Genomic DNA, 26,541 nt, shown 5'->3' on the forward strand with positions numbered 1-26,541 from the left:
ATTGATCCACGAGGCCATTTCGCGGGTGAAGTCGAGTGCAGGTCCGTAACGCCGGGATCATGAGGGCAGCGCTGGTTGCGCTGGTGCTGGCGTCGGCGCCGCATCCGGCCCGGGCGCAAAGCGGGCAGGACTGGCGACAATGCAGCGCGAGCGACGCCGATCACCTTGCCATTCCCGCCTGCACCCGCCTGATCGAGTCGGGTCGCCTCGGCGAGCGCGACCTTGCCATCGTCTATTCGACCCGCGGAGCCGCGCATTGGCGGCAGCGCGATTTCAATGCCGCCATCGCCGACGAGAACGAGGCGATCAGGATCAATCCGAACCTCGCCGGGGCCTATGCGACGCGCGGCGCCGCCCATGGCATCAAGGAGGAGGACGATCAGGCCATCGCCGACGAAACAAAGGCGATCGACATCGATCCGAACCTCGCAACGGCCTACAGCAACCGGGGCACCACCCGCGCGCACAAGAACGACCTTGGCGGCGCGCTCGCCGATACGACCAGGGCGGTCGAGATCGACCCGAACTATGCCTTGGGCTTCATCGCGCGCGGAGATGTCTATCAGGCGATGCATGAGCCGGGCCGCGCCTTCGCCGATTACAGCCGGGCGACCCAGATCGAGCCCAGAGGCGGCTTCGACGGCTACCGGATTCGCGGCATGGCGTTCGTGCTGAAGAACGACTTCCGCCATGCCATCGCCGACTTCAGCCGCTGGATCGAGATCGATCCGGATTCTGCCTATGCCTATGCCCTCCGCGCCGAGACGTATTTGCGCAATGTCGACGTCGAGCGCGGGCTTGCCGACACCAGCACCGCCCTCGAGATCAATCCCGGATCGGTCGATGCTCATCGCATCCGCGGCCACATCTTCGCATTCAAGAACGATTTCGATCGTGCCATCGCGCACTTCAACGTCTGGATCGAGAACGAGCCGAGGAACGCCCGCGCCTACGAAGCCCGCGGCAGGGCCAACCTGGCCAAGCAGCATTATGACCGCGCGATCGACGACTTCACCAAGGAGATTGAGATCGAGCCCGAAAACGCCGATGCCTATCGCTCCCGCAGCCTTGCCCATGCCGAGAAGCACGACAGGGACGCTGCGCTGAACGACTACAGCCGCGCGATCGAGCTGACGAGGCGGCAGGTTCGCAAGCCGCAGTGAGCGAGCAGCAATGGGGACGAGGGCGGCTACCCTTTAGCCTTCCCCCTCGTCGCTGGCGAGCACGCCCTTCACGGCACGCGCCCAACCTTTCAGCTTGCGTTCGCGCGTGGCGGCGCTCATCGCCGGCTTGAAGCGGTGCTCGAGCCGCCAGTTGTCGGCGAATTTCTGCGGCTCCGGATAGACATCAGCGGCAAGCCCGGCGAGATAGGCCGCGCCCAGCGCCGTGGTCTCCTGGATCATCGGGCGATCGACCGGCGCGTTGAGGAGATCGGCGAGCCGTTGCATGGTCCAGTCGGACGCCGTCATGCCGCCGTCGACGCGCAGCACGATGTTGGCGGCCTTCGCCTCCGGCCAGTCGGCGCGCATCGCCTCCCAGAGATCCGACGTCTGGTAGCAGACGCTTTCCAGCGCCGCATGGGCAAGCTCCGCAGGTCCCGTGTTGCGGGTGAGCCCGAACAGCGCGCCGCGCACCCGCGGATTCCAGTAGGGCGCGCCCAGGCCGACGAAGGCCGGCACCAGATAGACCGACTGCATCGAGTCCGACTTGTCGGCGAGCGGCCCGGTCTCGGCCGCCTGCCTGATGATCCCCAGGCCGTCGCGCAGCCACTGCACCGCCGAGCCCGCGACGAAGATCGAGCCTTCGAGCGCATAGGTGCGCTTGCCCGCAAGCTGATAGGCAATCGTGGTGAGCAGCTTGTTGTTCGAGACGACCGGCGTCGAGCCGGTGTTGAGCAGCGCAAAGCAGCCGGTGCCGTAGGTCGACTTGATCATGCCCGGCGAGAAGCAGGCCTGGCCGATGGTCGCGGCCTGCTGGTCGCCGGCGATGCCCGATACGGCGATCGCGCCGCCGAACAGATCCGGCGTGGTCTCGCCGAATTTCGCGGAGGAATCCTTCACCTCAGGGAGCATCGAGCGCGGCACGCGCAACAGCTTCAGGAGATCGTCGTCCCAGTCGCCGCTATGGATGTTGAACAGAAGCGTGCGCGAGGCATTCGTCGCATCGGTGGCGTGGACGCGGCCGGCGGTGAGCCGCCACAACAGGTAGCAATCGACCGTGCCGAACAAGAGCTCGCCGGCTTCCGCGCGCTTGCGCGCGCCCGGCACGTGGTCGAGAATCCACGCCACCTTGGTGCCCGAGAAATAGGGATCGATGATCAGCCCGGTCTTCTGCGTGATCGCGGGCTCATGGCCGCCGGCCTTCAGCTTGGCGCAGATGTCGGCGGTGCGGCGGTCCTGCCAGACGATGGCGCGGTGCACCGCCTGCCCGGTGGCGCGGTCCCACACCACCGTGGTCTCGCGCTGGTTGGTGATGCCGATCGCGGCGACGTCCCTGGCCGAGAGGCCGGCCTTCTTCAGCGCCTCGCGGCAGGTCGCGATCGTCGAGGTCCAGATGTCCTCCGGCTCGTGCTCGACCCAGCCGGAAGCCGGGAAATGCTGCGGGAATTCGGCCTGCGCCACCGCCGCGATCGAGATGTCGCTGCGGAAGATGATGGCGCGCGAGGAGGTGGTGCCCTGGTCGATGGCGAGAACGAAGGACATGGGTTGCTTCTCGGCGTTTTCCGAACGGTCTTGTGTTGGGGTCAAGGACAGCGGATTGCAGGGATGAGGTCAAGGCATGCGGTTATGGCTGTTCACCTCTCCCCGCCTGCGGGGAGAGGTCGGATCGCATTGCAAGATGCGATCCGGGTGAGGGGGTACAGCTCAAGCACCTCGCACCGAGCTTGCGATGAGACACCCCTCACCCCAACCCTCTCCCGCAAGTGCGGGGAGAGGGAGTGGAGAGAGCTACACCGCCGCCGTCGTCACACCGCCGTCGATGACGATGGTCTGGCCGGTCATGAAGGTCGAGGCGTCGGAGGCGAGATAGGCGACCGCGCCCGCGATCTCGTGCGGCTCGCCGATGCGGCGCAGCGGCGTGGTGGCGCAGCGGCGCTTCAGCCGCTCCTCGTCCTCCCACAGCGCGCGCGCAAAATCGGTCTTCACCAGGCCCGGCGCCACACAGTTGACCCGCACGCCCTTCGGCCCCCACTCGCCGGCAAGGCTGCGGCACAGCGCGAAATCCGCCGCCTTCGAAATCCCGTAGGCGCCGATCACCGTCGACCCGCGAAGCCCGCCGATCGAGGAGATGATGACGACGGAGCCCTTGCCGCGCGCGGCCATCTGCGGGATCGCGCCCGCGCAAAGCCAGACATTGCTCTTCACGTTGGAGCCCATGATCTTGTCAAAGGCCTCGTCGGTGATGTCGAGCAGCGGACCGTAATAGGGATTTACGGCCGCATTGCAGACCAGAATATCGATCTTGCCGTAATGCTTCGTGGCGCCCGCGATCAGCGCCTCGACCTCGTCGCGGCGCGAGATGTTGCAGGGGATGACGTGGGCGTCGCCGCCGGCCTTCGTTATGCCATCGGCGACCTCCTGGCAGGCGTCCGCCTTGCGCGAGGAGATCACCACCCTGGCGCCCAGTTTTGCCAGCAACTCGGCCGAGGCACGGCCGATGCCGCGGCTCGATCCGGTGATCACGGCGACCTGGCCTGTGAGATCGAATGGGGTGCCTTGCATGCTTGGCCTCCTTGCAAAGAATCGTCATGCGCGGGCTCGACCCGCGCATCCATCTTTTTCAAAACTGATGGATTGCCGGGTCAAGCCCGGCAATGACGAATATGAACTACACCAGGCCGCCGGCCTCGCTGACGCGGCGCAAGTGGTAATCCGTATCACCAAAAGTGTTCTCGATCATGGTCAGCCGCTTGAAGTAGTGGCCGATCTTGGCCTCCATGGTCATGCCGATGCCGCCATGGAGCTGGATCGCCTGCTGGCCGACATATTTGGCCGACTTGCCGATCTGCACCTTGGCCGCGGCGACGGCCCTGGCCCGCTCCTTGGCGTCGTCGAAGTCGGCGGCCATGGTCGCAAACATCGACATCGAGCGCGCCTGCTCCAGCGCCACGAACATGTCGGCGGCGCGATGCTGCAGGCTCTGGAAGGTGCCGATCGCAACGCCAAACTGCTTGCGGGTCTTCAGGTACTCGACGGTGGTCTTGAGCGATTCATCCATCGCGCCGACCGCCTCCGAGCACAGCGCAACCCGCGCCTCGTCCACCACGCGCTCGATCAGCGGCAGGCCGTTCTGGGGATCGCCGATCACCGCGTCGGCGCCGACCTCGACGCCGGTGAGCGAGATGTCGGCCGCGTGCAGGCCATCCTGGGTTGGATAGGTCTTCTTCGCGACACCCTTGGCGTTCGCCGGCACCAGGAAAACGCCGATGCCGGTCCTGTCGCGCTGGCCGCCGGCAGTGCGCGCGGTGACGATCAGCGTGTCGGCGTTCTCGCCGTTGATGACGACGAACTTGTCGCCGTCGATGACCCAGCCGTCGCCCTTTTTCTTGGCCGAGGTCGAGACGTCGTGCAGGTCGTAGCGCGAGTTCTTCTCGAGCTGCGCGAAGGCAAAGGTCTTGCTGCCGTCGATGATGGCGGGGATGTACGCTTCCTTCTGCGCCGCCGAGCCGCCGTGGCGCAGGAAGCCGCCGCCGATCACGACCGTCGCCAGATAAGGCTCCAGCACCAGCGCCTTGCCCAGCGCCTCCATCACGATCGCGGTCTCGACCGCGCCGGCGCCGAAGCCGCCATCGGCTTCCGCAAAGGGAAGACCGAGCAGGCCCTGCTCGGCGAGCTTGCCCCAGACGGCTTTGCTCCAGCCGCCCTTCTCCTTCATGTACTTCTTGCGCTGCTCGAAATCGTAAGAATCGGTCAACAGCCCGTCGACGCTATCTTTGAGAAGGCGCTGCTCCTCGGACAAATCGAAATCCATGTTACTGCTCTCTCCAAAATCAGCGCGGGCCCTACTCGCCGCGGCTTTCCCCTGTTCCTTGCCGTCATCCCCGCGAAAGCGGGGATCCAGTACCCACAGGCGATCATTGTTCCCAGGACCGCTGCGGCGTACCGGGTCCCCCGCCCGAAGCGGGGGGCGACGCCCGCGTTTGCCGTGACCTACAGCCCCAGCACCGCCTTGGTGATGATGTTGCGCTGGATCTCGTTCGATCCGCCGTAGATCGAGACCTTGCGGTTGTTGAAGTAGCTCGGCGCGATCTGCGCGGTCCAGTCCATCGCCTCGTTGGAGCCGTCGTCGCCATGCTCGTCATAGGGCGCGGCGAACGGGCCGATCACCTCCATCAGAAGCTCGGTGGTGGTCTGCTGGATTTCCGAGCCCTTGAGCTTGAGCACCGAGGAAGCCGGATTGGGCTTGCCCTTGCCGTGCTTGCCCTCGTCGGCGACGACGCGAAGCTGCGTCAGTTCCAGCGCCTTCAGCTCGATCTCGCAGGCCGCCAGCTTCTCGCGGAAGGCGGGGTCCTCGATCACGGGCCGGCCGCCGGACTCGACCTTCGAGGCGAGCTCCTTGATGCGGCGGATGCGCTCCTTGGAGACGCCGACCCGCGCAATGCCGGTGCGCTCGTTGCCGAGCAGGAATTTGGCGTAATCCCAGCCCTTGTTCTCCTCGCCGATCAAATTCTCGACCGGCACCTCGACGTCGTCGAAGAACACTTCATTGACCTCGACGCCGCCGTCGATGGTCTGGATCGGGCGCACCGTGACGCCCTTCGACTTCATGCTGAACACGATGAACGAGATGCCCATCTGCTTCTTCGCGCCGGGATCGGTGCGGCACAGGCAGAAGATCATGTCGGCGTGCTGGGCGAGCGTGGTCCAGGTCTTCTGGCCGTTGACGATGTATTTGTCGCCCTTGCGCTCGGCCTTGGTCTTCAGCGACGCGAGGTCCGACCCCGAGCCCGGCTCGGAAAAGCCCTGGCACCACCAGTCGTCGACGCTGGCGATGCGCGGCAAATAGTGCTTCTTCTGGGTCTCGTTGCCGAAGGTGTAGATGACCGGGCCGACCATGCTGACGCCGAAGGCGAGCGGCGCCGGCGCCGGGTGCATTTGCAGCTCCTCGTTGAAGATGTAGTGCTGCACCGAGCTCCAGCCGGTGCCGCCATATTCCTTCGGCCAGTGCGAGACGCCCCAGCCCTTCTTGTTGAGGATGCGCCACCAGGTGACCATCTCGTCCTTGGAGAGATGCCGGCCCTCCTGCAGCTTCTGCCGCGTCGCCGGCGGCACGTTGTCGCGGAAAAAGGCCCGCACCTCTTCCCGGAACGCCTGTTCTTCCTTGGTAAAAGCGAGATCCATCGGATCCTCCTGTGAGCGAATGAATTCCCAGCTATGATTTTCCTGCCACGGCCTGTGGCCTCGGTCGGGCGTCCGGCTGCTGTTGACGCAGCTCGTGGCGCGACAACTTGCCGACCGAGGTGCGCGGCAGCTCGTTGACGAATTCGACCGCCGCCGGCAATTCATGCTTGCCGAGCTTGCCGGTGAGGAAGGCGCGCAGCTCCTCGATCGGGAACGGCGCGGCGCCCGCGCGCAGCTTGATAAAGGCCTTCGCCGCCTCGCCGCGATACTGGTCGGGGATGCCGATCACGATCACCTCGTGCACGGCGGGATGGGTGTAGATCGCCTGCTCGATCATCTGCGGATAGACGTTGAAGCCGCCGGAGATGATCATGTCCTTCTTGCGGTCGACCAGATAGAAGAAGCCGTCGGCGTCCATGTAGCCGATGTCGCCGGTAAGGAAGCGGTCGCCGACAAAGGCGTCCGCGGTTTCCTTTTCCTTGTTCCAGTAGCCCCTGGTGACGTTGGGACCGCGGATGCGGATTTCACCGACCTCGCCGACGGCAAGCACCTTCTTCGAATCCTCGAGCGAGACGACATCGATCTCGATGCCGGGCAGCATCAACCCGATCGAGCCCGGCCGGTCCGGCCCTTCGGGCGGATGTGCGGTGCCGGGCGAGCAGGTCTCGGTCATGCCCCAGCCCGAGCGCAGCTTCATCTTGACCCTGCGCTCGAGGATGTTGGCGACCTCGACCGGCAGCGGCGCGCCGCCGGAGCCACAGCTGATGAGCGAGGACAAATCGCGCTTGTCGAGATCCGGCAAGGCCGCGATCGCGATCCACATCGTCGGCACGCCGGGAAAGGCGGTGGCGCGCTTGACCTCGATGTCGCGCATCACGGCCTCGACGTCGAAACGCTGGTGCAGCGAGATCAGGTTGCCGAGCCGGATGCCCTGCAGCAGCACCACGGTCAGCGCGTAGATGTGGAACAGCGGCAGCACGCAGATCACGCGGTCGACACTGGTGCGCCGCGCGCGCGTCGGCCTGCCCCAGACCTCGTAGATCGACACCGCCGAGGTGAGATTGCCATGGGTCAGCATCGCGCCCTTCGGCAGGCCGGTGGTGCCGCCGGTATATTGCAGCAGCGCGACGTCGTCGGCCGAGAGCGTCGGCCACCGCGCAGGTCTCGTCGCGCCATCGACGAACGCCCGATGGGTGACAATAGCGGGATTGTCCGGGACCGGCGCCTGCGGCGTGCCGACCTTGCCCCAGTGGTCGTCCTCACAGACGATCAGGCGATCGATCAGGCCCTTGTCGAGAAATTTCAGCGCGGTCGGCAGCAGCGCGGCCAGGTTCGAGGTGACGAGCACGCGCGCGCCAGAATCCGACAGCTTGTGCGACAGCGCGATCTCGCCGTCGAGCGGCGACAGATGCACCACGCGCCCGCCCGCCTTCAGCGCGCCGAAGAAATTGATGGGATGGTCGGGCGAGTTGCCGAGGAACAGCCCGATCGACGCGTTGCTGCCGTAGCCTGCGCGCAGGAAGGCGCTGGCGGCAACCTCCACCATGGCTTCGAGCTCGACAAAGGAGATCGGGCGGTCGCGGAACTCGATCGCGGTGCGCGCGCCATGGTCGCGCGCCGCCTGTGACAGCAGGTCCGGCACCGTGCCGCGTGCGATGTCATCATCCCAATGCACGCCGTCAGGGTAGAACTGCTCGCCGGGATGGGTCATGGGCGCCTGGCTCTATTGCCGCGTGAGGCGAACGAACTCTCGCCGTTCCCTCCCCCCCCTGCGGGGGAGGGTCAGGGAGGGGGGTAAACCGGGCGCACCGAGTTTGCGGCACCCCCACCCCCAACCCCTCCCCGCAAGGGGGAGGGGAGCAGGCTGCGGCGCGCGGCGAAAACGGCACCCCATCACACCGCTTTCGAGCCCGAGGCCAGCGAGGCGAAGGTCTTGCCCTCGGCCGCGAGGCGCTTGAGCAGCGGCGCCGGCTCGAGCGAGGGATCGTTGGTCTCCTTGGCGTAGTACGACAGGCGGTCGGCGATCTGCTTCAGGCCGACCGTATCGGCCCAGAACATCGGGCCGCCGCGATAGATCGGCCAGCCATAGCCATAGAGCCAGATCACGTCGATGTCGCTCGGACGCGCCGCGATCCCCTCTTCCAGGATCTTCGCGCCCTCGTTGATCATCGGATACATCATGCGCTCGAGGATCTCGTCGTCGGAGACGACGCGCTTCTTGCGCCCGAGCCGCGCCAGCGTCTCGTCGATCAGCTTCTCGACGTCCGGATCGGGCAGCGGCGCCCGCGAGCCGGCCTCGTATTTGTAGTAGCCCTTGCCGGTCTTCTGGCCGAAGCGGCCGGCCTCGCACAACGCATCCGCGATCTCCGACTTGATGCCGCGGTCTTTCCGCGAGCGCCAGCCGATATCGAGGCCGGCGAGGTCGCCCATCGCGAACGGACCCATCGGCATGCCGAACTTGGTCACGACGGCGTCGACCTGCTGTGGCAGCGCACCCTCGAACAGCAGCTTCTCGGCCTGCTTGCCGCGCTGCGCCAGCATCCGGTTGCCGACGAAACCGTCGCAGACGCCGACCACGGCCGGCACCTTGGCGATCTTGCGCGCGATCGCGACCGCCGTGGTCAATGCGTCCGGCGCGGTCTTCGCCGCCCGCACGATCTCGCACAGCTTCATGACGTTGGCCGGCGAGAAGAAATGCATGCCGAGCACGTCCTGCGGACGCGAGGTCTCCTTCGCGATGTCGTCGATGTTGAGATACGAGGTGTTGGAGGCAAGCACGGCGCCCGGCTTGGCAAACTTGTCGAGCTTGCCGAACACTTCCTTCTTCACCGCCATGGTTTCGAACACGGCTTCGATCACAAGGTCAGCGTCCTTGACATGCTCGAGGCCGACCACGCCGTTGATCAGCGCCATGCGCTTGGCCGGCGCGTCGGCCGGAATGCCGCCGCGCGCCGCGGTCGCCTCGTAGTTCTTCTGCATCACGCCCATGCCGCGCTTGAGCTGCTCCTCGCCGGTCTCGATCAGCGTGACGGGGATGCCGGCATTGGCAAAGGACATCGCAATGCCGCCGCCCATGGTGCCCGCACCGATGATGGCGACACGCTCGACCTTGCGCGGCTTGGTTCCCTCGGGCACGCCTGCGATCTTGGCCGCCTCGCGCTCGGCGAAGAAGGCGTAGCGCTGCGCCTTGGACTGGTCGCTGGCGACGAGCTTGAGGAAGCCTTCGCGCTCCTTCTTCAGGCCCTCGTCGAACGGCAGGTCGATCGCTGCACCGACCGCGTCGGCGGCGGCGAACGGCGCCTCGAGCCCGCGGGCCTTCTTGGTCAGTGCCGCAACGGCATTGGTGAAGATCGAGCGGTCGGCTTTCGCCGCAGCGAGCTTCGCGTCATCGTCGCGCAGCTTGCGCAAGGGTCGCTTCTCGGCCAGCACCCTGCGGGCAAACGCCTCGCCGCCGGAGGCCGGACCCTCCACGATCTCCTCGATCAGGCCGTTCTTGAGCGCTTCTTGCGCGCCGATCGGGTCGCCGCTGACAATCATCTTCACGGCAAGCTCGGGGCCGACCGCGCGCGGCAGGCGCTGGGTGCCGCCGGCGCCGGGCAGGAGCCCGAGCTTCACCTCGGGCAGGCCGAGCCGCGCGTCCTTGGTGGCGACGCGGAAATGACAGGCCAGCGCGGTCTCGAGCCCGCCGCCGAGCGCAGTGCCGTGAATCGCGGCCACGATCGGCTTCGGCGAATTTTCCATTTCGGTAAGCACTTCGTGAAGTCCCGGCGGCTTCGGCGGCTTGCCGAACTCGGTGATGTCGGCGCCGGCGATGAAGGTGCGGCCGGCGCAGGTGAGAACGATCGCCTTGATCTCGGGATCGGCGATCGCCTTTTTCACGCATTCAAGGATGCCGCCGCGAACCGCGGCACTCAGGGCATTGACCGGCGGACTGTCCACGGTGACGATGCCGATGACGTCATGACGCTCGAGCTTGACCACTTCACTCACGCCTGATCTCCCTGCGTTTTACCGATTTCGCACTGCGGAATTTAATTCCACATCTTGACAGGGAGGGTTATTTTGAAGCACGTCCCTTGTCAACGATGTCCCGCGTAGTGGCAGGCATGAAACGTCCGAGCAAGAAAGCAGCGACCGATCGCAACTTCGTCGTCGCGCTTTCCCGCGGCCTCGACGTGTTGCGCGCATTTCAGCCCCATGACGGGCTGCTTGGCAATCAGGAGATTGCCGCCCGCACGAAACTGCCCAAGCCGACGGTGTCGCGGCTGACCTACACCTTGACCAGGCTCGGCTATCTTGCCCAGGTTCCGCGGTTCGAGAAGTATCAGCTCGCACCCGCCGCCATGGCGCTCGGCTATGCCGCACTCGCCAATCTCGGCGTGCGGCATCTGTCCGAACCCTATCGCGAAGAGGTCATGCGCGAGACCGGCGGCGCGGTGGCGGTCGGCGGGCGCGACCGCCACAGCATGATCTATTTCGGCCAGAGCCGTAACGGGCTCACGCTCGGGGTCCAGCTCGACGTCGGCTCGCGGATCCCGATCGCGACCACGGCGATGGGCCGCGCCTATATCTGGGCGTTGCCGGACGAGGAACGCGCCACGCTGCTGCGCGAGCTGCGCGAGCATTACGGCAGCCGCTGGCCGAAATTGCGTGACGGCATCGAACGTTCCGGCGAAGTCATCGCCAAGCACGGCTTCGCGATCTCGGCCGGCGAATGGCAGAACGATGTCCATGCGGTCGGCGTCGCGCTGAAATTGAATGACGGGACCGGCCCTTACGCCTTCAATTGCGGTGCGCCCGCATTCCGTTTCACGGAAGAACGCCTGATCGGCGACATTGGACCTCGTCTCGTGGCGATGGTAAGGAACATCGAGGCGGCACTGGGTGGGGCAGTGCCGCACACAATCAAACAAGAAACCAAGAAAAAACCTGAAGAAACCAAGAAAAAACCAGGAGGGAAAGTTGCACGTGAGGTCGAGGGGATCAGGTAGCCCGCGCCGGGACCTGCGCGGACTTCCGCGCGGCGGTTCAGGCTCCGCAAAATGACACAGACGGAGCTCGTGCAGGGACAGGATGCCCTGCTCGCGGTTCGCGACGTCAGCGTCGTGTTCGGCGGCATCGTGGCGTTGAACGGCGTGTCGTTCGACATGCGCCGAGGGCATATCCTCGGCCTGATCGGGCCGAACGGCGCCGGCAAGACCACGCTGTTCAACTGCCTGTCCCGGCTTTACCAGCCGAGTTCCGGCGACATCCTGATGGAGGGCGCGAGCATCCTGTCGCGACCGCCGCACCGGATCGCCGAGATCGGCATCGGCCGCACCTTCCAGAACGTCGCGCTGTTTCCCAACCTCTCGGTGCTCGACAATGTCCGCGTCGGCACCCACGCCCGCACCACAAGCGGCGTCATCTCCGACGCGCTCAAGCTCGGCTGGGTCCGCCGCGGCGAGGCCGCGATGAACAAGAAGGTGCACGAGATCCTCGCCTATCTCGATCTCGAGGACGTCGCCCACACCACGGTGGCCGGCCTGCCCTTCGGCACGCAGAAGCGCGTCGAGCTCGCGCGCGCGCTCGCCACCGAGCCGAAGATCCTGCTGCTCGACGAGCCCGCCGGCGGCCTCAACCATGAAGAGGTCCATGTGCTCGGCGACCTGATCCGCCGCATCCGCAGCGAGCGCAAGATGACCGTGCTGCTGGTCGAGCATCACATGGGACTCGTGATGTCGATCGCCGACCACGTCGTCGCGCTGAATTTCGGCCGCAAGCTCGCCGAAGGCACCCCGAGCCAGGTGCAGGCCGACCCCGACGTGATCCGCGCCTATCTCGGGAGCAAGGACCAATGACGGCGATGCTCAACGTCAGGGATCTGCGCGCCTTCTACGGCCAGGTGCAGGCGCTGCACGGGCTCAACTTCTCGCTCAACGAGGGTTCGCTCACCACGCTGCTCGGGGCCAACGGCGCCGGCAAGACCACGACCCTGCGCGCGATCTGCAACATGGTGCGCACCAGCGGCGCGATCGAGTTCGAGGGCGCAGCCCTGTCGGGCCGCGCCACCGAGAACATCGTCCGGCTCGGGATTGCGCATGTGCCGCAGGGCCGCGGCACCTTCACCAATTTGACGGTGGAAGAGAACCTGCAGCTCGGCGCCATCTCGCGCCGGGACAAGCCGGGCATCGTCGCCGACATCGAACGGATGTATGCGCATTTCCCGGTGCTGAAGCAGCGCCATACCCAGCAGGCCGGCACGCTGTCGGGCGGCGAGCAGCAGATGCTGGCAGTGGCGCGCGCGCTGATGCTGCGGCCGCGCCTGATGCTGCTCGACGAGCCCTCGTTCGGGCTGGCGCCGCTGATCGTGCGCGACCTGTTCAAGATCCTCGGCAAGATCAACCGCGAGGACAAGGTGACGATCCTGGTGGTCGAGCAGAACGCCCAGCTTGCGCTCGAGCTCGCCGACCAGGCCTATGTGATCGAGACCGGCCGCATCGTGATGTCGGGCAAGGCCAACGAGATCGCCAACAACGAAGACGTCCGTAGATCCTATCTGGGCTATTAGGGAGCACGGCCATGGAGCTATTCACCAACCAGATCCTGGCCGGGATCGCCACCGGCGCGATCTATGCCTGCATGGCGCTCGCGGTGGTCATGATCTACCAGGCGATCGACCATCTCAACTTCGCGCAGGGCGAGATGGCGATGTTCTCGACCTTCGTGTCCTGGCAGCTCATGCAGTGGGGCGTGCCCTATTGGGGCGCCTTCGTCCTCACGCTGGCGTTCTCCTTCGCCGGCGGCATCCTGATCGAGCGGCTGCTGTTCAAGCCACTCGCCAAGGCGCCGATCCTGACCAACGTGGCGGGCTTCATCGCGCTGTTTGCCATCATCAACTCGGTCGCCGGCCTGATCTGGGACTTCACCATCAAGCAATACCCGACCCCGTTCGGCTCCTCGCCCTTCCTCGGCAGCCAGCTGATCTCGACCCACCAGGCCGGCATGATCGGCGTCACGCTGCTGCTGCTGCTCGGGCTCTACTTCTTCTTCCAGTTCACCCGGATCGGGCTGGCGATGCGGGCGGCCGCGTCGCTGCCGGAATCGGCGCGGCTGGTCGGCATCAACACTTCCTGGATGATCGCGCTGGGCTGGGGCATGGCGGCTGCGATCGGCTCGATCGCCGGCATGCTGATCGCGCCGGTGGTGTTCCTGGAGCCGAACATGATGGGCGGCGTCCTGATCTACGGCTTTGCCGCCGCCGTGCTCGGCGGGCTGACCTCGCCGCTCGGCGCCGTGGTCGGCGGCTTCCTGGTCGGCATCTTCGAGAATCTCGCCGGCACCTACATCCCGGGCGTCGGCAATGAGCTGAAACTGCCGATCGCGCTCGCGCTGATCGTCACCGTGCTGGTCGTCAAACCCGCCGGCCTGTTCGGCCGCGCCATCGTCAAGCGAGTCTGATCATGAGCGCCGCTGTCGAAGACGTCGCAACAACCGAAACCCCCGCCGTCGAGGCCGTTCCCAAGCGCGCCATGACGCTCGGCACCGGCACCTCGCTGGTGGTGCTGGCGCTGCTGATCGTGGTGCCGCTGTTCGTCAAGAACTTCATCATCTTCCAGATGACGATGCTTTTGATCTACGGCGTCGCGGTGCTGGCGCTCAACATCCTGACCGGCGGCAGCGGGCAGTTCTCGCTCGGCCAGAGCGCCTTCTACGCGATCGGCGCCTATACGTCCGCGATCCTGATGGAGCAGTACAACGTCAACTACGCGCTGACGCTGCCGATCGCCGGCGTCGTCTGCTTCGCCGCCGGCTTCCTGTTCGGCCTGCCGGCGCTGCGGCTGTCCGGCGTCTATCTGGCGCTCGCCACCTTCGCGCTCGCCACCGCCATGCCGCAGCTCCTGAAACTCGGCTTCTTCGAGAAGTGGACCGGCGGCGTGCAGGGCCTGGTGGTGACCAAGCCGGACGCGCCCGACAGCCTGCAGAGCATGCTGCTGTGGCTCCACCTGAAAATGTCGCAGGACATGTGGCTCTATTACTTCACGCTTGCGGTCACGGTCGCGATCTATGTCGGCTCGGTCAACCTGCTGCGCTCGCGCACCGGGCGCGCCTTCATGGCGATCCGCGACAACGAGATCGCGGCTTCCGCGATGGGCGTCGACATCGCGCTCTACAAGACGCTGGCGTTCGGCGTCTCCGCCGGCATCACCGGCATCGCCGGCGGGCTGGGCGCCATCGCGGTGCAGTTCGTCGCGCCCGACAGCTACACCATTACGCTGGCGATCTCGCTGTTCCTCGGCATGGTGGTCGGCGGCGTCGGCTGGCTGCCCGGCTCCTTCGTCGGCAGCGCCTTCATCATCTTCGTCCCCAACATCGCCGAAAGCGTCTCCAAGGGCCTTTCCGGCGCGGTGTTCGGCGTGCTGTTGTTCCTCGTGATCTTCCTGGTGCCGCACGGCGCCCGGCAGGTGGCCATCCTCTGCCAGCAGGCGATCGGCCGTTTCAAGAAAAGCTAAGGAGAAACCGAAATTATGCTTCGCAAGGAAATCCGTATCGCCGCGCTTGCGACGGCGGTCATGATTATTGCCTCCGGCAGCGCGTTCGCCCAGAAGAAATACGATACCGGCGCCTCCGATACCGAGATCAAGATCGGCAACATCATGCCCTACAGCGGCCCCGCATCGGCCTATGGCGTGATCGGCAAGACCGAGGAAGCCTATTTCAAGAAGATCAACGCCGAGGGCGGCATCAACGGCCGCAAGATCACCTTCATCTCCTATGACGACGGCTACTTGCCGCCGAAAGCGGTCGAGCAGGCCCGCAAGCTGGTCGAGAGCGACGAGGTGCTGGTCGTGTTCAACCCGCTCGGCACGCCCTCCAACACCGCGATCCAGAAATACCTCAATGCCAAGAAGGTGCCGCAGCTGTTCGTGGCGAGCGGCGCCACCAAGTGGAACGATCCGAAGGACTTCCCCTGGACCATGGGCTGGCAGCCTTCCTATCAGAGCGAGGCGCACATCTATGCCAAGTACCTGATGAAGGAAAAGCCGGCCGGCAAGATCGCGGTGCTCTATCAGAACGATGATTTCGGCAAGGACTACTTGAAGGGCCTGAAGGACGGGCTCGGCGCGAAATCCTCGATGATCATCGCGGAAGAAAGCTACGAAACCAGCGAGCCGACGATCGACAACCACATCGTCAAGCTGAAGGCCTCCGGCGCCGACGTCTTCGTCTCGGTCACCACGCCGAAATTCGCAGCGCAGGCGATCAAGAAGCTCGCCGAGATCGACTGGCATCCGCTGCAAATCGTCTCCAGTGTATCGGTCTCGGTCGGCGGCGTGATGAAGCCGGCCGGCTTCGAGAATTCGCAAGGCATCCTGTCGGCCTACTACGCCAAGGACGGCGCCGACCCGCAGTGGGACAACGATCCCGGCATGAAGAAATTCTTCGCATTCCTCGCGAACTACTATCCGGACGGCAACAGGCTCGACGGCTCGACCGTCTATGGCTACGGCGTCGCGCAGACGCTGGTGCAGGTGCTGAAGCAGTGCGGCGACAACCTGACGCGCGAGAACATCATGAAGCAGGCCGCCAGCCTGAAGGACTTCACGCCCGACACGCTGCTGCCGGGCATCAAGATCAACACCTCGCCGACCGACTTCGCGCCGATCGACCAGCTTCAGATGATGCGCTTCAAGGGCGAGAAGTGGGAGCTGTTCGGCGACATCATCTCCGGCGAGCTCAGCAACTAGAGCATGATCCGGAAAAGTGTGTAGCGGTTTTCCGAAAAGATCATGCTCAATCAAGAACCTAAAGCGCGATGACGATTCAACCTGATCTCATCGCGCTCTAGCCGCCGCGCCGCGGCCGCTAACACGAAAGATTGACGACTAAAGAAGCAGCCCCTGCGACCACCTCGCAGGGGCTTTCTGTTGTGAGCCCAGGGGTAAAATGGTATCGATGGCGGCAAGCCAGAAGAGCCTTCGCTAAAGAAGGCCTGGACACATCATCCATGTGAGGGAGAAACGCGATGAAGACGATCGCCACCAGGCTCGCCGTCGCCTCGACGGCGCTAGCCTTGTTAGCCGCGAGCTCAAGCGGCGCGCTGGCGCAGAAGAAATACGACACGGGCGCGTCCGACACCGAGATCAAGATCGGCAACATCATGCCCTATAGCGGCCCTGCCTCGGCCTATGGCGTGATCGGCAAGACCGAAGCCGCCTATTTCAAGAAGATCAACGACGCCGGCGGCATCAACGGCCGCAAGATCAACTTCATCTCCTATGACGACGGCTATTCGCCGCCGAAGACGGTCGAGCAGGCGCGCAAGCTGGTCGAGAGCGACGAGGTCCTGTTCATCTTCAATTCGCTCGGCACGCCGCCGAATTCGGCGATCCAGAAGTACATGAACTCGAAGAAGGTGCCGCAGCTCTTCGTCGCCACCGGCGCCACCAAGTGGAATGATCCGAAGGAGTTTCCCTGGACCATGGGCTGGCAGCCCTCCTACCAGAGCGAGGCGCGGATCTACGCCAAATACATCCTGAAGGAAAAGCCCGACGCCAAGATCGCCGTGCTCTATCAGAACGACGATTACGGCAAGGACTATCTGAAGGGGCTCAAGGACGGGTTGGGAGCCAAGGCGGCCTCGATGATCGTCGTCGAGGAAAGCTACGAGACCACCGAGCCCACCGTCGACAACCACGTCGTCAAGCTGAAGTCGACCGGCGCCGACGTGTTCGTCGACATCACGACGCCGAAATTCGCGGCGCAGGCGATCAAGAAGGTCGCCGAGATCGAGTGGAAGCCGCTCCACATCCTCAACAACGTGTCGGCCTCCGTCGGCAGCGTGATCAAGCCGGCCGGCTTCGACAATGCGCAAGGCATCATCTCCGCGGCCTACCTGAAGGACGTCACCGATCCGCAGTGGGACAACGATGCCGGCATGAAGCAGTTTCTGGATTTCCTCGCCAAGGATTTCCCGGAGGCCAACAAGCTCGACAACTCGGTGATCGTCGGCTACGGCGTTGCGCAGACGATGGTCCAGGTGCTCAAGCAGTGCGGCGACGATCTCACCCATGAGAACATCATGAAGCAGGCCGCCAACCTGAAGGACTTCCGCACCGAGGTGCTGCTGCCCGGCATCACCATCAACACCTCGGCGACCGACTTCGCGCCGATCAGCCAGCTTCAGCTACAGCGGTTCAAGGGCGAGCGCTGGGACCTGTTCGGCGACGTCATCTCCGGCGACGTCGGCGGCTAGTCGCCTCAGCTGAGGGCGTCGCGCCCCAGCTTCTTGGTTGGGCATGACGTTATCGGAAAACCGGCATCCACTTTTCCGCGTCATGCCCTATCGGCGGATCGACAAGAGAGGCCCCTGCGACATCGTCGCAGGGGCCTTTCTCTTTCCACGATCCGGCAAAGGGCGCCCAAATCCCTTACACTTCGCCCGTCCATGCGCTATCGGTTGGTCCGGCAAAAATGACGCCGGACCCCATAAAAAGCCGCCGGCGCGCAACCGGGAGCGAAACAGGAAATGCCGATCCTTCTGCAGCGTCCTTTCACAGCCATCTCGCTTGCACTCGCGCTGACCATCGCCGGCGGCGGCGCGGCGCTGGCCCAGAAGAAATACGACACCGGCGCCGGCGACACCGAGATCAAGATCGGCAACATCGTTCCCTATAGCGGGCCGGCCTCGGCCTACGGCACCGTCGGCAAGGTGATGGGCGCGGTGTTCAGCAAGGTCAACGACGAGGGCGGCATCAAGCGCCGCAAGGTCAACTTCATCTCCTACGACGACGCCTATTCGCCGCCCAAGGCGGTGGAGCAGGCGCGCAGGCTGATCGAGAGCGACGAGGTGCTGCTGCTGTTCGGCACGCTCGGCACGGCGTCCAACACCGCGATCCAGAAATATGTGAACGGCAAGAAGGTGCCGCAGCTCTTCGTCGCGACCGGAGCCACCAAGTGGAACGACCCGAAGAATTTCCCGTGGACCATGGGCTGGCTGCCGAGCTACCAGAGCGAGGCGCACATCTACGCCAAATATCTCCTGAAGGAGAAGCCCGCCGCCAAGATCGCGGTGCTCTACCAGAACGACGACATGGGCAAGGATTATCTGAAAGGGCTGAAGGACGGTCTCGCCTCTGATCCCAAGCGCATCGTCGCCGAGGAAAGCTACGAGGTCGCGGAGCCGACCATCGATTCCCACGTGGTGCGCCTGAAGTCGGCCTCTCCCGACGTCATCATCTTCTTCACCACGCCGAAGTTCGGCGCCCAGGCGATCAAGAAGCTCGGCGAGATGAGCTGGAAGCCGCTCACCATCATCTGCAACGTCAGCGCCTCCACCGCGACCGTGATGCGGCCGGCGGGGCTCGAGAACTCGCAAGGCGTGATCTCGACTTCCTACGCCAAGGACGCCAGTGACCCGCAATGGACCGACGATGCCGGCGTGAAGAACTACCGGGCGCTGCTCGCCAAATATCTGCCCGAGGTCAATCCGGCCGACGCCTCGGCCATGACCGGATACAACATGGCGACGACCATGGTGGAAGTGCTAAGACGTTCCGGCGATGATCTCACCCGCGCCAACATCATGAAGCAGGCCTCGAGCCTGAAGCAGTTTCCGCAGGAGGGCCTGCTTCCCGGCGTCACCATCACGACCGGCCCGGACGACTTCCAGCCGATCGAGCAGCTGCAGCTCATGCAGTTCAAGGGCGAGCGCTGGCAGCTGTTCGGCGAGGTGATCAGCGGCGAGCTCGGCAATTGACGGCAGGCTACGCTGCGACCATGGAATGAATGCGATGACCGACCGACGTCCCCTGTTGCGTGCGATCTATGATGCGGCGGTTGCCGCCGCCCATCCTGACGTGGTGCTAGCGGCGCATCTCAAGCCGGTGCCGAAAGGCCGGGTGATCTGCCTTGCCGCGGGCAAGGGCGCCGCTGCGCTCGCCGCCGCCGCCGAGCGCCACTATCTCGACGCGCTGGAGATGGAGCCTTCGCGCCTTGTCGGCATCGCCACCACCCGCCACGGCCACGGCGTGCCGACGCGGCGGATCAAGGTGGTGGAGGCCGGCCATCCGATGCCGGACCAGGCGGGACTTGCCGGCGCCGAAGAGACGCTGCGCATGGCGGCAGGCGCCGGCCCCGACGACCTCCTGCTCGTGCTGCTGTCGGGCGGCGGCTCGGCGAACTGGATCGCGCCGGCCGAAGGCGTGTCATTCGAGGAGAAGCAGAAACTGACCCGCGCGCTGTTGCGCTCTGGTGCGCCGATCGGCGAGGTCAACACCGTCAGGAAGCATCTGTCGCGGATCAAGGGCGGCCGGCTGGCGCGTGCCGGCCAGCACGCCGCCGAAATCGTCACGCTCGCGATCTCGGACGTGCCGCACGACGATCCCTCGGCCATCGCCTCGGGGCCTACGGTGCCGGACCCTACCACGCTTGGCGACGCGCGCGCCATCGTCACCAAATATCGCCTCGAGGCCGCCGACGCGATCCGCCGCGCGCTCGACGATTCCAAGAACGAAAGCTGCAAGCCGGGCGACGCTGCGTTCGCCCGCGCGCATTTCGAGCTGATCGCGCGCCCGCGCGCCTCGCTCGACACCGCGATCAGGCTGGCGCGCGAGGCCGGATACGACGTGATCGACCTCGGCGCCGACCTCGAGGGCGAGGCGCGCGAGGTCGCGGCCGATCACGCGAAACTTGCGCTTGAAGCGCGCCGCGACGGCCGCCGCGTCGCAATCATCTCCGGCGGCGAGCTTACCGTCACCGTGCGTGGCAATGGCCGCGGCGGACCGAACCAGGAATATGCGCTGGCGCTCGCCGACCTCTTCAAGGACACATCAGGCATTTCCGCGCTTGCCGGCGACACCGACGGCGCCGATGGCGGCGGCGGCTCGGCCTCCGATCCGGCCGGCGCCGTGATCGACCAGACGACCTTTGCGAAGATGAAATCGCTTGGCTTGAGCCCGAGCGCCTATCTCGACAACAACGACGCGACCGGCTTTTTTGCCCAGACCGGCGACCTGCTGCAGACCGGCCCGACGCTGACCAATGTCAACGACGTCAGGGTGATTTTGGTGGACCAGCAATAGACCGATTGACGTCATTTCCGGGGGGCGCGTTGGCGCGAATCCGGGATGACAAGCGATCAGAACTCCAGCGCGATCTTCGACAGCATCGCCAGCAGCGCGGCCTTGTTGGCGGGACCGAGCAGCTCGTTGATCCGCGCCTCGTGCTTGGCGGCGACCAGCCTCTTGGCGCGCGCCAGCACCGCCCTGCCCTTGTCGGTCAGCATCAGGGTGTGCGAGCGCCGATCGGTGGTCGAGCGCACGCGGCTGCAAAGATCGCGGCTTTCCAGCCCGTCCAGCATCGCCACGAAGTTCGGCCTGAGGATGCCGAGCGTCGCCGCGATCTCGGTCTGGTTTCGCCCGGGATTCCTGTCGATCAGGAGCAGCGCGGAAAACTGCGCCGGCGTGAGCTGCAGCGGCGCGACGCAGCGCAGGAAATCCTCGAATACCTTCAGCTGCGCGCGCTTGAGCGAATAGCCGAGCAGCTCCGCCAGCTCTCCGAGCTGCAGCGCGCCATTTTCGCCCGCAACCGCGGTCGGCTCCTTGCGCGGCCTGACGGGATCGGCCATAGCGGTCTTGGAAACGGGCATGGGTATCCGCCGGCTCGGCTTGAGATTATATTCGATAATTGTTATCCACTATATCAAATGACGCGGCGACTTATCAACCGCCGCGGTCGGGCCGACGGCGCATGCGGCCTGATCAAAGAGGGGGAGCGGAGCGGTCTTGAACTCGACGATCATGCTGTTCCTGATCCAGGACGGCATCACCAACGGCGCGATCTACGCGCTGCTCGGGCTGGCGCTGGTGCTGGTGTTCGCAGTGACCCGCGTCATCCTGATTCCGCAGGGCGAATTCGTCACCTATGGCGCGCTGACCTATGCCTCGCTGTCGTCCGGGCAGGTGCCGGGCACGGCGAAGCTGGCGCTGGCGATGGGCATCGCGGCGTTCGGCCTTGACCTGTTCGCCGCCCGCCGCTCGCTGCATGCCGCCCGTATCGCCCGCGCCTTTGCCGTCAATGTGGTGCTGCCCTGTCTCGTGTTGGCGGCGTCGCTGTGGGCCGCCGGCCACCACGCGCCCGTCGGCATCAACATCGCGCTCTCGCTCGTCATCGTCGCCGCGATCGGCTCGTTCCTCTACCGCATCGCCTTCCAGCCGATCGCGCACACCTCCGTGCTGGTGCTCCTGATCGCTTCCGTCGGCTGCCATCTCGCGATGCAGGGGCTTGGGCTATTGTTCTTCGGCGCCGAGGGCCAGCGGGGACCGGCGATCCTCTCGACGTCCTTGACCGCCGGGCCGCTGCGCTTCACCGGGCAAAGCATCGCGGTCTACGCCATCACCGCCGGCTTCATCGTCGCGCTCTGGCTGTTCTTCGGCTTCACCCGCTATGGCAAGGCGCTCCGCGCCACCGCCGTCAACCGGCTCGGCGCACGGCTTGCCGGCATCCGCACCTCGCTGTCCGGGCAGATCGCCTTCCTGCTGGCGTCGCTGATCGGCGCGCTCTCCGGCATCCTGATCGTGCCGATCACCACGCTCTATTACGACACCGGCTTCCTGATCGGCCTGAAGGGTTTCATCGCCGCGATCATCGGCGGTCTCGTCAGTTATCCCCTGACCGCGATCGCCGCGCTCCTGGTCGGGATCGTGGAATCCTTCTCCTCCTTCTACGCCAGCAACTTCAAAGAGGTCATCGTCTTCACGCTCCTGATCCCGGTTCTTCTGCTGCGCTCGCTCGCCGCGCCCGAGGTCGAGGAGGAAAAGGATTAGCGTGATGAAGACGCACCTTCCCATCCTCATTTTCGCAGGCGTGATGGCGGCCGTCCCGCTGTTGCCCGGCATGCCGCCGTTCTGGATCGTGCTGCTCGACAATATCGGGCTGTCCGCGCTGGTTGCGATGGGACTGGTGCTCTTGACCGGCGTCGGCGGCCTCACCTCGTTCGGCCAGGCGGCATTCTGCGGCTTCGGCGCCTATACCACCGCGCTGTTGACCACGGCCTATGGGCTGTCGCCCTGGGTGACGCTGCCGCTGTCGCTCATCGTCAGCGGCGTCGCCGCCGTGCTGCTCGGCCTCGTCACCGTGCGGCTGTCCGGCCACTATTTGCCGCTCGGCACCATCGCCTGGGGCCTTGGCCTGTTCTATCTGTTCAGCAAGCTGGAATTCTTGGGCCGCAACGACGGCATCTCCGGCATTCCGCCGCTGTCGATCGGTTCGCTCAAGATGATCGACCCCGGCGCGATCTACTATGCGATCTGGATCGCGGTGCTGATCTGCGCGATCCTGACGCTGAACCTGCTGGACTCCCGCACCGGCCGCGCCATTCGCGCGCTGCGGCGCGGCCACGTCGCGGCCGAAGCCTTCGGCGTCGAGACCGCGCGCGCCAAGCTGCTCGTCTTCATCCATGCCGCGGTGCTCGCCGGCCTGTCGGGCTGGCTCTATGCGCATTTCCAGCGCGCCGCCAATCCGACGCCGTTCGGCGCGCAGGCCGGCATCGAATATCTCTTCATCGCGGTCGTCGGCGGCGCCGGCTATGTCTGGGGCGGCGTGCTGGGCGCGGCCATCGTCATCGTGCTGAAGGAGGTCCTGCAGAGCTACCTGCCGTATCTGCTGCACGGCGAGGGCCAGCTCGAAACCATCGTGTTCGGCATCCTGCTGGTCGCGCTGCTGCAGCTTGCGCCCGGCGGCGTCTGGCCCTGGCTGACGTCGCTGCTGCCGCTCAAGGGCGAGCGCAAGCGCCCCGACACCAGCGCGACGCTGCCCGCGCGGGCGCGTGCGCCGGGCGGGCCCGACGTGCTGCTGCAGCTCGACAGTGCCAGAAAACAGTTCGGCGGCGTGATTGCGGTCAACAACGTCTCCTTCGACGTGCAGGCGCGCGAGATCGTCGCCCTGATCGGCCCGAATGGCGCGGGCAAGAGCACGACCTTCAACCTGATCACGGGCGTGCTGACCGCATCGAGCGGCAACATCACCGTGCTCGGCCGAAAGCTCCACAATGTCAGGCCGCAAGAGGTGGTGAAGCTCGGGATTTCCCGCACCTTCCAGCACGTCAAGCTGGTGCCCGACATGACGGTGCTGGAAAACGTCGCGCTCGGCGCGCATCTGCGCGGCACGTCCGGCGCGCTGTCGAGCATGCTGCGCCTCGACCGCGGCGATGAGGCGAAACTGCTGGCGGAGGCCGCGCGCCAGATCGAGCGCGTCGGCCTCTCCGAGCAGATCGACCAGCTCGCAGGCGCCCTGTCGCTCGGCCAGCAGCGCATCGTCGAGATCGCGCGCGCGCTCTGCGCCGATCCCGTCCTGCTCCTGCTCGACGAGCCGGCCGCGGGACTGCGCCACATGGAGAAGCAGCGGCTTGCCGCTTTGCTCAGGCAATTGCGCGACGGCGGCATGTCGGTGCTGCTGGTCGAGCACGACATGGGTTTCGTGATGGATCTCGCCGACCGCATCGTGGTGCTCGATTTCGGCACCAAGATCGCGGAGGGGACGCCGGCCGCGATCAAGAGCGATCCCGCCGTGATCAAGGCCTATCTGGGAGCGACCGCATGAGCGCGCTGCTCTCCGTCGCGGACGCCCATGTCGCCTACGGCAAGGTCGAGGCCGTGCGCTCGGTATCGCTCGACGTCGCCGGCAACGAGATCGTCACCATCATCGGCGCCAACGGCGCCGGCAAGACCACGCTGCTCAACGCCGTCATGGGCATCCTGCCGCTGAAGGGCCGCGTTTCCTTTGCCGGCGAGGATCTCGCGTGCTGCGAGATCGAGGACCGCGTCGCGCTCGGCCTCTCGCTCGTGCCGGAACACCGCGAGCTGTTCTCGACCATGAATGTCGAGGACAATCTCGAGCTCGGTGCGTTTCGCATCACCAGGGCGAAAGCGGCGCGCGCCTTCGAGCGCGTCTATGCGCTGTTTCCGCGGCTGAAGGAGCGGCGCAGGCAGCTTGCCGGCACGCTGTCGGGCGGCGAGCAGCAGATGCTGGCGATGGGCCGCGCGCTGATGGGCACGCCGAAACTGTTGATGCTGGACGAGCCGAGCCTCGGGCTCGCCCCGATCATCGTCGCCGACATCTTCAGGACCATCGGCGAATTGCGCAGCGCCGGCGTCTCGGTGCTGCTGGTGGAGCAGAACGCACAGGCCGCGCTGAAGGTCGCGGACCGCGCCTATGTGATGGAGCTCGGCGAGTTCGTGCTCGCAGGCGCGGCCAGCGAGATCGCGAGCAACCAGCAGGTTGCGGCGAGCTATCTCGGCTTCCAGCACGAAGGCCAAGGCGCGGTCTGAGATCGTCATGCCCCGCGCATGCGGGGCATCCAGTATCCGCCGAAACTGATGCGCAATCTCAGATGCCGCCGAGTACTGGATCACCCGCTTTCGCGGGTGATGACAGCCTTTATCCGGTGATGGCCTACCTTACTGCGCCGGGACGTATTTGCCGTCCTTCACGGTGAGGATGATCCGCGAGCGGTCGTCGAGGCCGTAGCGGTCCTTCTCGGTGAAGTTATAGACGCCCTGGCTGGCGGCGATCTCGCGCTCCGTGAGAAAGGCCTGGCGGATCGCCTCGCGGAATTCCGGCGTGCCGGGTTTTGCGGTCTTGAGCGCGGTGGGGATCACGCGCTTGAGCACCTCGAAGGCGTCGTAGGAATGGCCGGCGAACTGGCTGCGGCTGCTCGCACCATATTTCGCTTCGTAGGCCGTGTTGAGCGCCAGGCCCGGCTTCTTGGTCAGCGCGGAATCCGGCTGCGTCTCCGGCGACATCACCGGCCCCGATGCCATGATCACGCCCTCCGCCGCCTTGCCGGCGATGCGGATGAAATCCATGCTGGCGGCGCCATGGGTCTGGTAGATCAGGCCCTTGTAGCCGCGATCGCGCAGCTCGGTCTGCGGCAGCGCGGCGGCCGTGCCGGAGGCACCGATCAGGATCGCATCGGGATTGGCGGCGACGAGCTTGAGCACCTGGCCGGTGACCGACGTATCGGGGCGCGCGAAGCGCTCCTCATCGGCAACGGTCATGCCCATCGGCACGCCCTGGTTCTTGAAATCGTTGAACCAGAGATCGCCGTAGGAATCGGAATAGCCGATATAGCCGACCGTCTTCACGTTATGCGCCTTCATGTGCTCGTAGAGCACCTTGCCCATGATCGGCACCGGCTGCGGCATGTCGACCGACCACTTGGCGCGCTCCGGCGTGATCGGGAACGGTGCAAGACCGATATGCGGGATGCCGGCTTCGTTGGCGACGTTGGACACCGCCACCGTCGGCGGCGTGGTCGAGGAGCCCATGATGACGTCGGCCTTGGATTCCGTGACAAAACGCCGCGCATTGGTGGTGGCGTTGGTCGGGTCGCCGCCGTCGTCGAGCACGATCACCTTCAGCGGCACGCCGCCGATCTCCTTCGGCACGAATTCCAGCGCATTGCGCTCGGGAATGCCGAGCGCCGCAGCCGGCCCCGTGGTGGAGATCGAGATACCGATGGTGATCTCGCTGGATTGCGCCATCGCGGGGCTTCCCGCGAGCGCAAAGGCAACCGCGATCGCAGCCGTCGGCAGAAGAGCCGTCCTCATTCATTCCTCCCGTTATACTTTCGTCGATAGAGCCCGATTGATCGCTATCGCGCGATGGCTTTGGGTCAAATAGCCATCGCGCCATAGCTTTTCGTTTAAGCATGATCTTTCCGGAAAACCGGTATCCACTTTTCCGGATCGTGCTTTGGTCCCTGTTTAGGCGATGCGGGGCCAAGAGTCAGCCCCGCGTCAGCCCCGCATGAATCTTGCCACGATCTCCTCCGGGAATGGCGCCGACTTCAGCCTGCCGGGATCGTCGGGATGATGCCCGACCAGGACGCGCGTCTCGAACGCTTCGATCGCCAACGCCTCATCCTTGTACACCTTGTGGGTGACCTCGAAGCTCGAACGGTTGAAGTGCTCCACCCGGCTCTCGATCGTGATCCAGTCGCCATGGGTGGAGGCGATGTAGAACTTCGCGCGGGTGTCGACCATGGGGATGCCGACCAGCCCGTACTTCTTCACGATGTCCTGCTTCGAGAAGCCGGCGGCCTCGAACATGATCGAGGTGGAGTCGTCGAACATCTCGAAGTAGCGCGGATAGTAGACGATGTTGGCGGGGTCGCAGTCGCCCCACTGGATCTGCACCTGGCGCCGGTGGACGAACATGG

At 65.3% G+C, this 26,541-nt stretch carries 22 protein-coding genes; 13 read left to right on the forward strand and 9 right to left on the reverse strand.

The genetic code is table 11. The features are described from left to right. Positions 1-35 precede the first annotated feature (35 nt). On the forward strand, positions 36-1,163 hold the full coding sequence (locus QOU61_RS34335) for a tetratricopeptide repeat protein (protein WP_289655599.1): 1,128 nt from the start codon (positions 36-38) through the stop codon (positions 1,161-1,163). 33 nt (positions 1,164-1,196) lie between these two features. Here QOU61_RS34335 and glpK read toward each other — a convergent pair whose 3' ends face one another. The 6 genes from glpK to QOU61_RS34365 all read right to left on the reverse strand — a co-directional run bounded on the left by glpK (position 1,197) and on the right by QOU61_RS34365 (position 10,331). Further along, complete coding sequence (gene glpK, locus QOU61_RS34340) at positions 1,197-2,702, reverse strand: glycerol kinase GlpK (RefSeq protein WP_289655600.1); 1,506 nt, start codon at positions 2,700-2,702, stop codon at positions 1,197-1,199. A gap of 246 nt (positions 2,703-2,948) precedes the next feature. Next, positions 2,949-3,722 carry an SDR family NAD(P)-dependent oxidoreductase gene (locus QOU61_RS34345; protein WP_289655601.1) on the reverse strand — a complete coding sequence of 258 codons (774 nt, stop codon included), beginning with the start codon at positions 3,720-3,722 and terminating at the stop codon, positions 2,949-2,951. 106 nt (positions 3,723-3,828) lie between these two features. Continuing rightward, a complete protein-coding gene (gene pimD, locus QOU61_RS34350; RefSeq protein WP_289655602.1) occupies positions 3,829-4,971 on the reverse strand; it encodes a pimeloyl-CoA dehydrogenase small subunit in 1,143 nt (380 codons plus the stop codon). 179 nt (positions 4,972-5,150) lie between these two features. Next, positions 5,151-6,341, reverse strand: a complete 1,191-nt coding sequence (gene pimC, locus QOU61_RS34355; RefSeq protein ID WP_289655603.1) for a pimeloyl-CoA dehydrogenase large subunit — start codon at positions 6,339-6,341, stop codon at positions 5,151-5,153. A gap of 31 nt (positions 6,342-6,372) precedes the next feature. Further along, a complete protein-coding gene (gene pimA, locus QOU61_RS34360; protein WP_289655604.1) occupies positions 6,373-8,052 on the reverse strand; it encodes a dicarboxylate--CoA ligase PimA in 1,680 nt (559 codons plus the stop codon). A gap of 182 nt (positions 8,053-8,234) precedes the next feature. Further along, positions 8,235-10,331, reverse strand: coding sequence for a 3-hydroxyacyl-CoA dehydrogenase NAD-binding domain-containing protein (locus QOU61_RS34365; RefSeq protein WP_289655605.1), 2,097 nt, complete (start codon positions 10,329-10,331; stop codon positions 8,235-8,237). Positions 10,332-10,447: 116 nt separating this feature from the next. On the opposite strand from QOU61_RS34365, the gene QOU61_RS34370 reads away from it, so the two are divergent. The 9 genes from QOU61_RS34370 to QOU61_RS34410 all read left to right on the forward strand — a co-directional run bounded on the left by QOU61_RS34370 (position 10,448) and on the right by QOU61_RS34410 (position 20,404). Continuing rightward, positions 10,448-11,332, forward strand: a complete 885-nt coding sequence (locus QOU61_RS34370) for an IclR family transcriptional regulator (protein ID WP_289655606.1) — start codon at positions 10,448-10,450, stop codon at positions 11,330-11,332. Between the two features lie 51 nt (positions 11,333-11,383). Further along, positions 11,384-12,181 (forward strand): ABC transporter ATP-binding protein, encoded by a 798-nt coding sequence (locus QOU61_RS34375; RefSeq protein ID WP_289655607.1) that lies wholly within the window; start codon positions 11,384-11,386, stop codon positions 12,179-12,181. Then, entirely contained in the window at positions 12,178-12,891 is a 714-nt protein-coding gene (locus QOU61_RS34380) for an ABC transporter ATP-binding protein (RefSeq protein ID WP_289655608.1), read from the forward strand. The genes QOU61_RS34375 and QOU61_RS34380 overlap by 4 nt, the downstream gene beginning before the upstream one ends. 11 nt (positions 12,892-12,902) lie before the next feature. Further along, entirely contained in the window at positions 12,903-13,781 is an 879-nt protein-coding gene (locus tag QOU61_RS34385) for a branched-chain amino acid ABC transporter permease (protein WP_289655609.1), read from the forward strand. Positions 13,782-13,783: 2 nt separating this feature from the next. Then, the gene (locus QOU61_RS34390) at positions 13,784-14,833 is read left to right on the forward strand and encodes a branched-chain amino acid ABC transporter permease (RefSeq protein WP_289655610.1); all 1,050 of its coding nucleotides are present in this window, start codon (positions 13,784-13,786) and stop codon (positions 14,831-14,833) included. Between the two features lie 15 nt (positions 14,834-14,848). Further along, on the forward strand, positions 14,849-16,069 hold the full coding sequence (locus tag QOU61_RS34395) for an ABC transporter substrate-binding protein (protein WP_289655611.1): 1,221 nt from the start codon (positions 14,849-14,851) through the stop codon (positions 16,067-16,069). Positions 16,070-16,347: 278 nt separating this feature from the next. After that, complete coding sequence (locus QOU61_RS34400) at positions 16,348-17,577, forward strand: ABC transporter substrate-binding protein (RefSeq protein ID WP_289655612.1); 1,230 nt, start codon at positions 16,348-16,350, stop codon at positions 17,575-17,577. Positions 17,578-17,850: 273 nt separating this feature from the next. Then, positions 17,851-19,080, forward strand: coding sequence for an ABC transporter substrate-binding protein (locus QOU61_RS34405; protein ID WP_289655613.1), 1,230 nt, complete (start codon positions 17,851-17,853; stop codon positions 19,078-19,080). Between the two features lie 34 nt (positions 19,081-19,114). Continuing rightward, positions 19,115-20,404, forward strand: coding sequence for a glycerate kinase type-2 family protein (locus tag QOU61_RS34410; protein ID WP_289655614.1), 1,290 nt, complete (start codon positions 19,115-19,117; stop codon positions 20,402-20,404). Positions 20,405-20,460: 56 nt separating this feature from the next. On the opposite strand, the gene QOU61_RS34415 is transcribed toward QOU61_RS34410, so the two are convergent. Next, positions 20,461-20,970, reverse strand: a complete 510-nt coding sequence (locus tag QOU61_RS34415) for a MarR family winged helix-turn-helix transcriptional regulator (protein WP_502876855.1) — start codon at positions 20,968-20,970, stop codon at positions 20,461-20,463. Positions 20,971-21,106: 136 nt separating this feature from the next. On the opposite strand from QOU61_RS34415, the gene QOU61_RS34420 reads away from it, so the two are divergent. From QOU61_RS34420 to QOU61_RS34430, 3 genes are read left to right on the forward strand one after another with little or no spacing between them, the layout of a single operon-like run. Beyond that, a complete protein-coding gene (locus QOU61_RS34420; RefSeq protein WP_289655615.1) occupies positions 21,107-22,147 on the forward strand; it encodes a branched-chain amino acid ABC transporter permease in 1,041 nt (346 codons plus the stop codon). A 4-nt stretch (positions 22,148-22,151) separates the two neighbouring features. Beyond that, a complete protein-coding gene (locus QOU61_RS34425; RefSeq protein WP_289655616.1) occupies positions 22,152-23,921 on the forward strand; it encodes a branched-chain amino acid ABC transporter ATP-binding protein/permease in 1,770 nt (589 codons plus the stop codon). After that, positions 23,918-24,649 carry an ABC transporter ATP-binding protein gene (locus tag QOU61_RS34430; protein ID WP_289655617.1) on the forward strand — a complete coding sequence of 244 codons (732 nt, stop codon included), beginning with the start codon at positions 23,918-23,920 and terminating at the stop codon, positions 24,647-24,649. Before QOU61_RS34425 ends, QOU61_RS34430 begins: the two co-directional genes overlap by 4 nt. A gap of 129 nt (positions 24,650-24,778) precedes the next feature. Here QOU61_RS34430 and QOU61_RS34435 read toward each other — a convergent pair whose 3' ends face one another. Beyond that, on the reverse strand, positions 24,779-25,930 hold the full coding sequence (locus QOU61_RS34435) for an ABC transporter substrate-binding protein (protein WP_289655618.1): 1,152 nt from the start codon (positions 25,928-25,930) through the stop codon (positions 24,779-24,781). A gap of 189 nt (positions 25,931-26,119) precedes the next feature. Further along, positions 26,120-26,539 carry an acyl-CoA thioesterase gene (locus tag QOU61_RS34440; RefSeq protein ID WP_289655619.1) on the reverse strand — a complete coding sequence of 140 codons (420 nt, stop codon included), beginning with the start codon at positions 26,537-26,539 and terminating at the stop codon, positions 26,120-26,122. Positions 26,540-26,541: the final 2 nt, after the last annotated feature.

The organism is Bradyrhizobium sp. NP1 (genome assembly GCF_030378205.1).
Lineage (GTDB): Bacteria > Pseudomonadota > Alphaproteobacteria > Rhizobiales > Xanthobacteraceae > Bradyrhizobium.

Coding starts and splice junctions, on each gene's coding strand:
- pimD (WP_289655602.1), bottom strand. CDS start 4,971: ATGGATTTCGATTTGTCCGAGGAGCAGCGCCTTCTCAAAGATAGCGTC.
- QOU61_RS34415 (WP_502876855.1), bottom strand. CDS start 20,970: ATGCCCGTTTCCAAGACCGCTATGGCCGATCCCGTCAGGCCGCGCAAG.
- QOU61_RS34380 (WP_289655608.1), top strand. CDS start 12,178: ATGACGGCGATGCTCAACGTCAGGGATCTGCGCGCCTTCTACGGCCAG.
- QOU61_RS34390 (WP_289655610.1), top strand. CDS start 13,784: ATGAGCGCCGCTGTCGAAGACGTCGCAACAACCGAAACCCCCGCCGTC.
- QOU61_RS34435 (WP_289655618.1), bottom strand. CDS start 25,930: ATGAGGACGGCTCTTCTGCCGACGGCTGCGATCGCGGTTGCCTTTGCG.
- pimC (WP_289655603.1), bottom strand. CDS start 6,341: ATGGATCTCGCTTTTACCAAGGAAGAACAGGCGTTCCGGGAAGAGGTG.
- QOU61_RS34430 (WP_289655617.1), top strand. CDS start 23,918: ATGAGCGCGCTGCTCTCCGTCGCGGACGCCCATGTCGCCTACGGCAAG.
- QOU61_RS34395 (WP_289655611.1), top strand. CDS start 14,849: ATGCTTCGCAAGGAAATCCGTATCGCCGCGCTTGCGACGGCGGTCATG.
- QOU61_RS34405 (WP_289655613.1), top strand. CDS start 17,851: ATGCCGATCCTTCTGCAGCGTCCTTTCACAGCCATCTCGCTTGCACTC.
- QOU61_RS34410 (WP_289655614.1), top strand. CDS start 19,115: ATGACCGACCGACGTCCCCTGTTGCGTGCGATCTATGATGCGGCGGTT.
- QOU61_RS34400 (WP_289655612.1), top strand. CDS start 16,348: ATGAAGACGATCGCCACCAGGCTCGCCGTCGCCTCGACGGCGCTAGCC.
- QOU61_RS34345 (WP_289655601.1), bottom strand. CDS start 3,722: ATGCAAGGCACCCCATTCGATCTCACAGGCCAGGTCGCCGTGATCACC.
- QOU61_RS34370 (WP_289655606.1), top strand. CDS start 10,448: ATGAAACGTCCGAGCAAGAAAGCAGCGACCGATCGCAACTTCGTCGTC.
- QOU61_RS34425 (WP_289655616.1), top strand. CDS start 22,152: ATGAAGACGCACCTTCCCATCCTCATTTTCGCAGGCGTGATGGCGGCC.
- QOU61_RS34375 (WP_289655607.1), top strand. CDS start 11,384: ATGACACAGACGGAGCTCGTGCAGGGACAGGATGCCCTGCTCGCGGTT.
- QOU61_RS34440 (WP_289655619.1), bottom strand. CDS start 26,539: ATGTTCGTCCACCGGCGCCAGGTGCAGATCCAGTGGGGCGACTGCGAC.
- QOU61_RS34385 (WP_289655609.1), top strand. CDS start 12,903: ATGGAGCTATTCACCAACCAGATCCTGGCCGGGATCGCCACCGGCGCG.
- pimA (WP_289655604.1), bottom strand. CDS start 8,052: ATGACCCATCCCGGCGAGCAGTTCTACCCTGACGGCGTGCATTGGGAT.
- glpK (WP_289655600.1), bottom strand. CDS start 2,702: ATGTCCTTCGTTCTCGCCATCGACCAGGGCACCACCTCCTCGCGCGCC.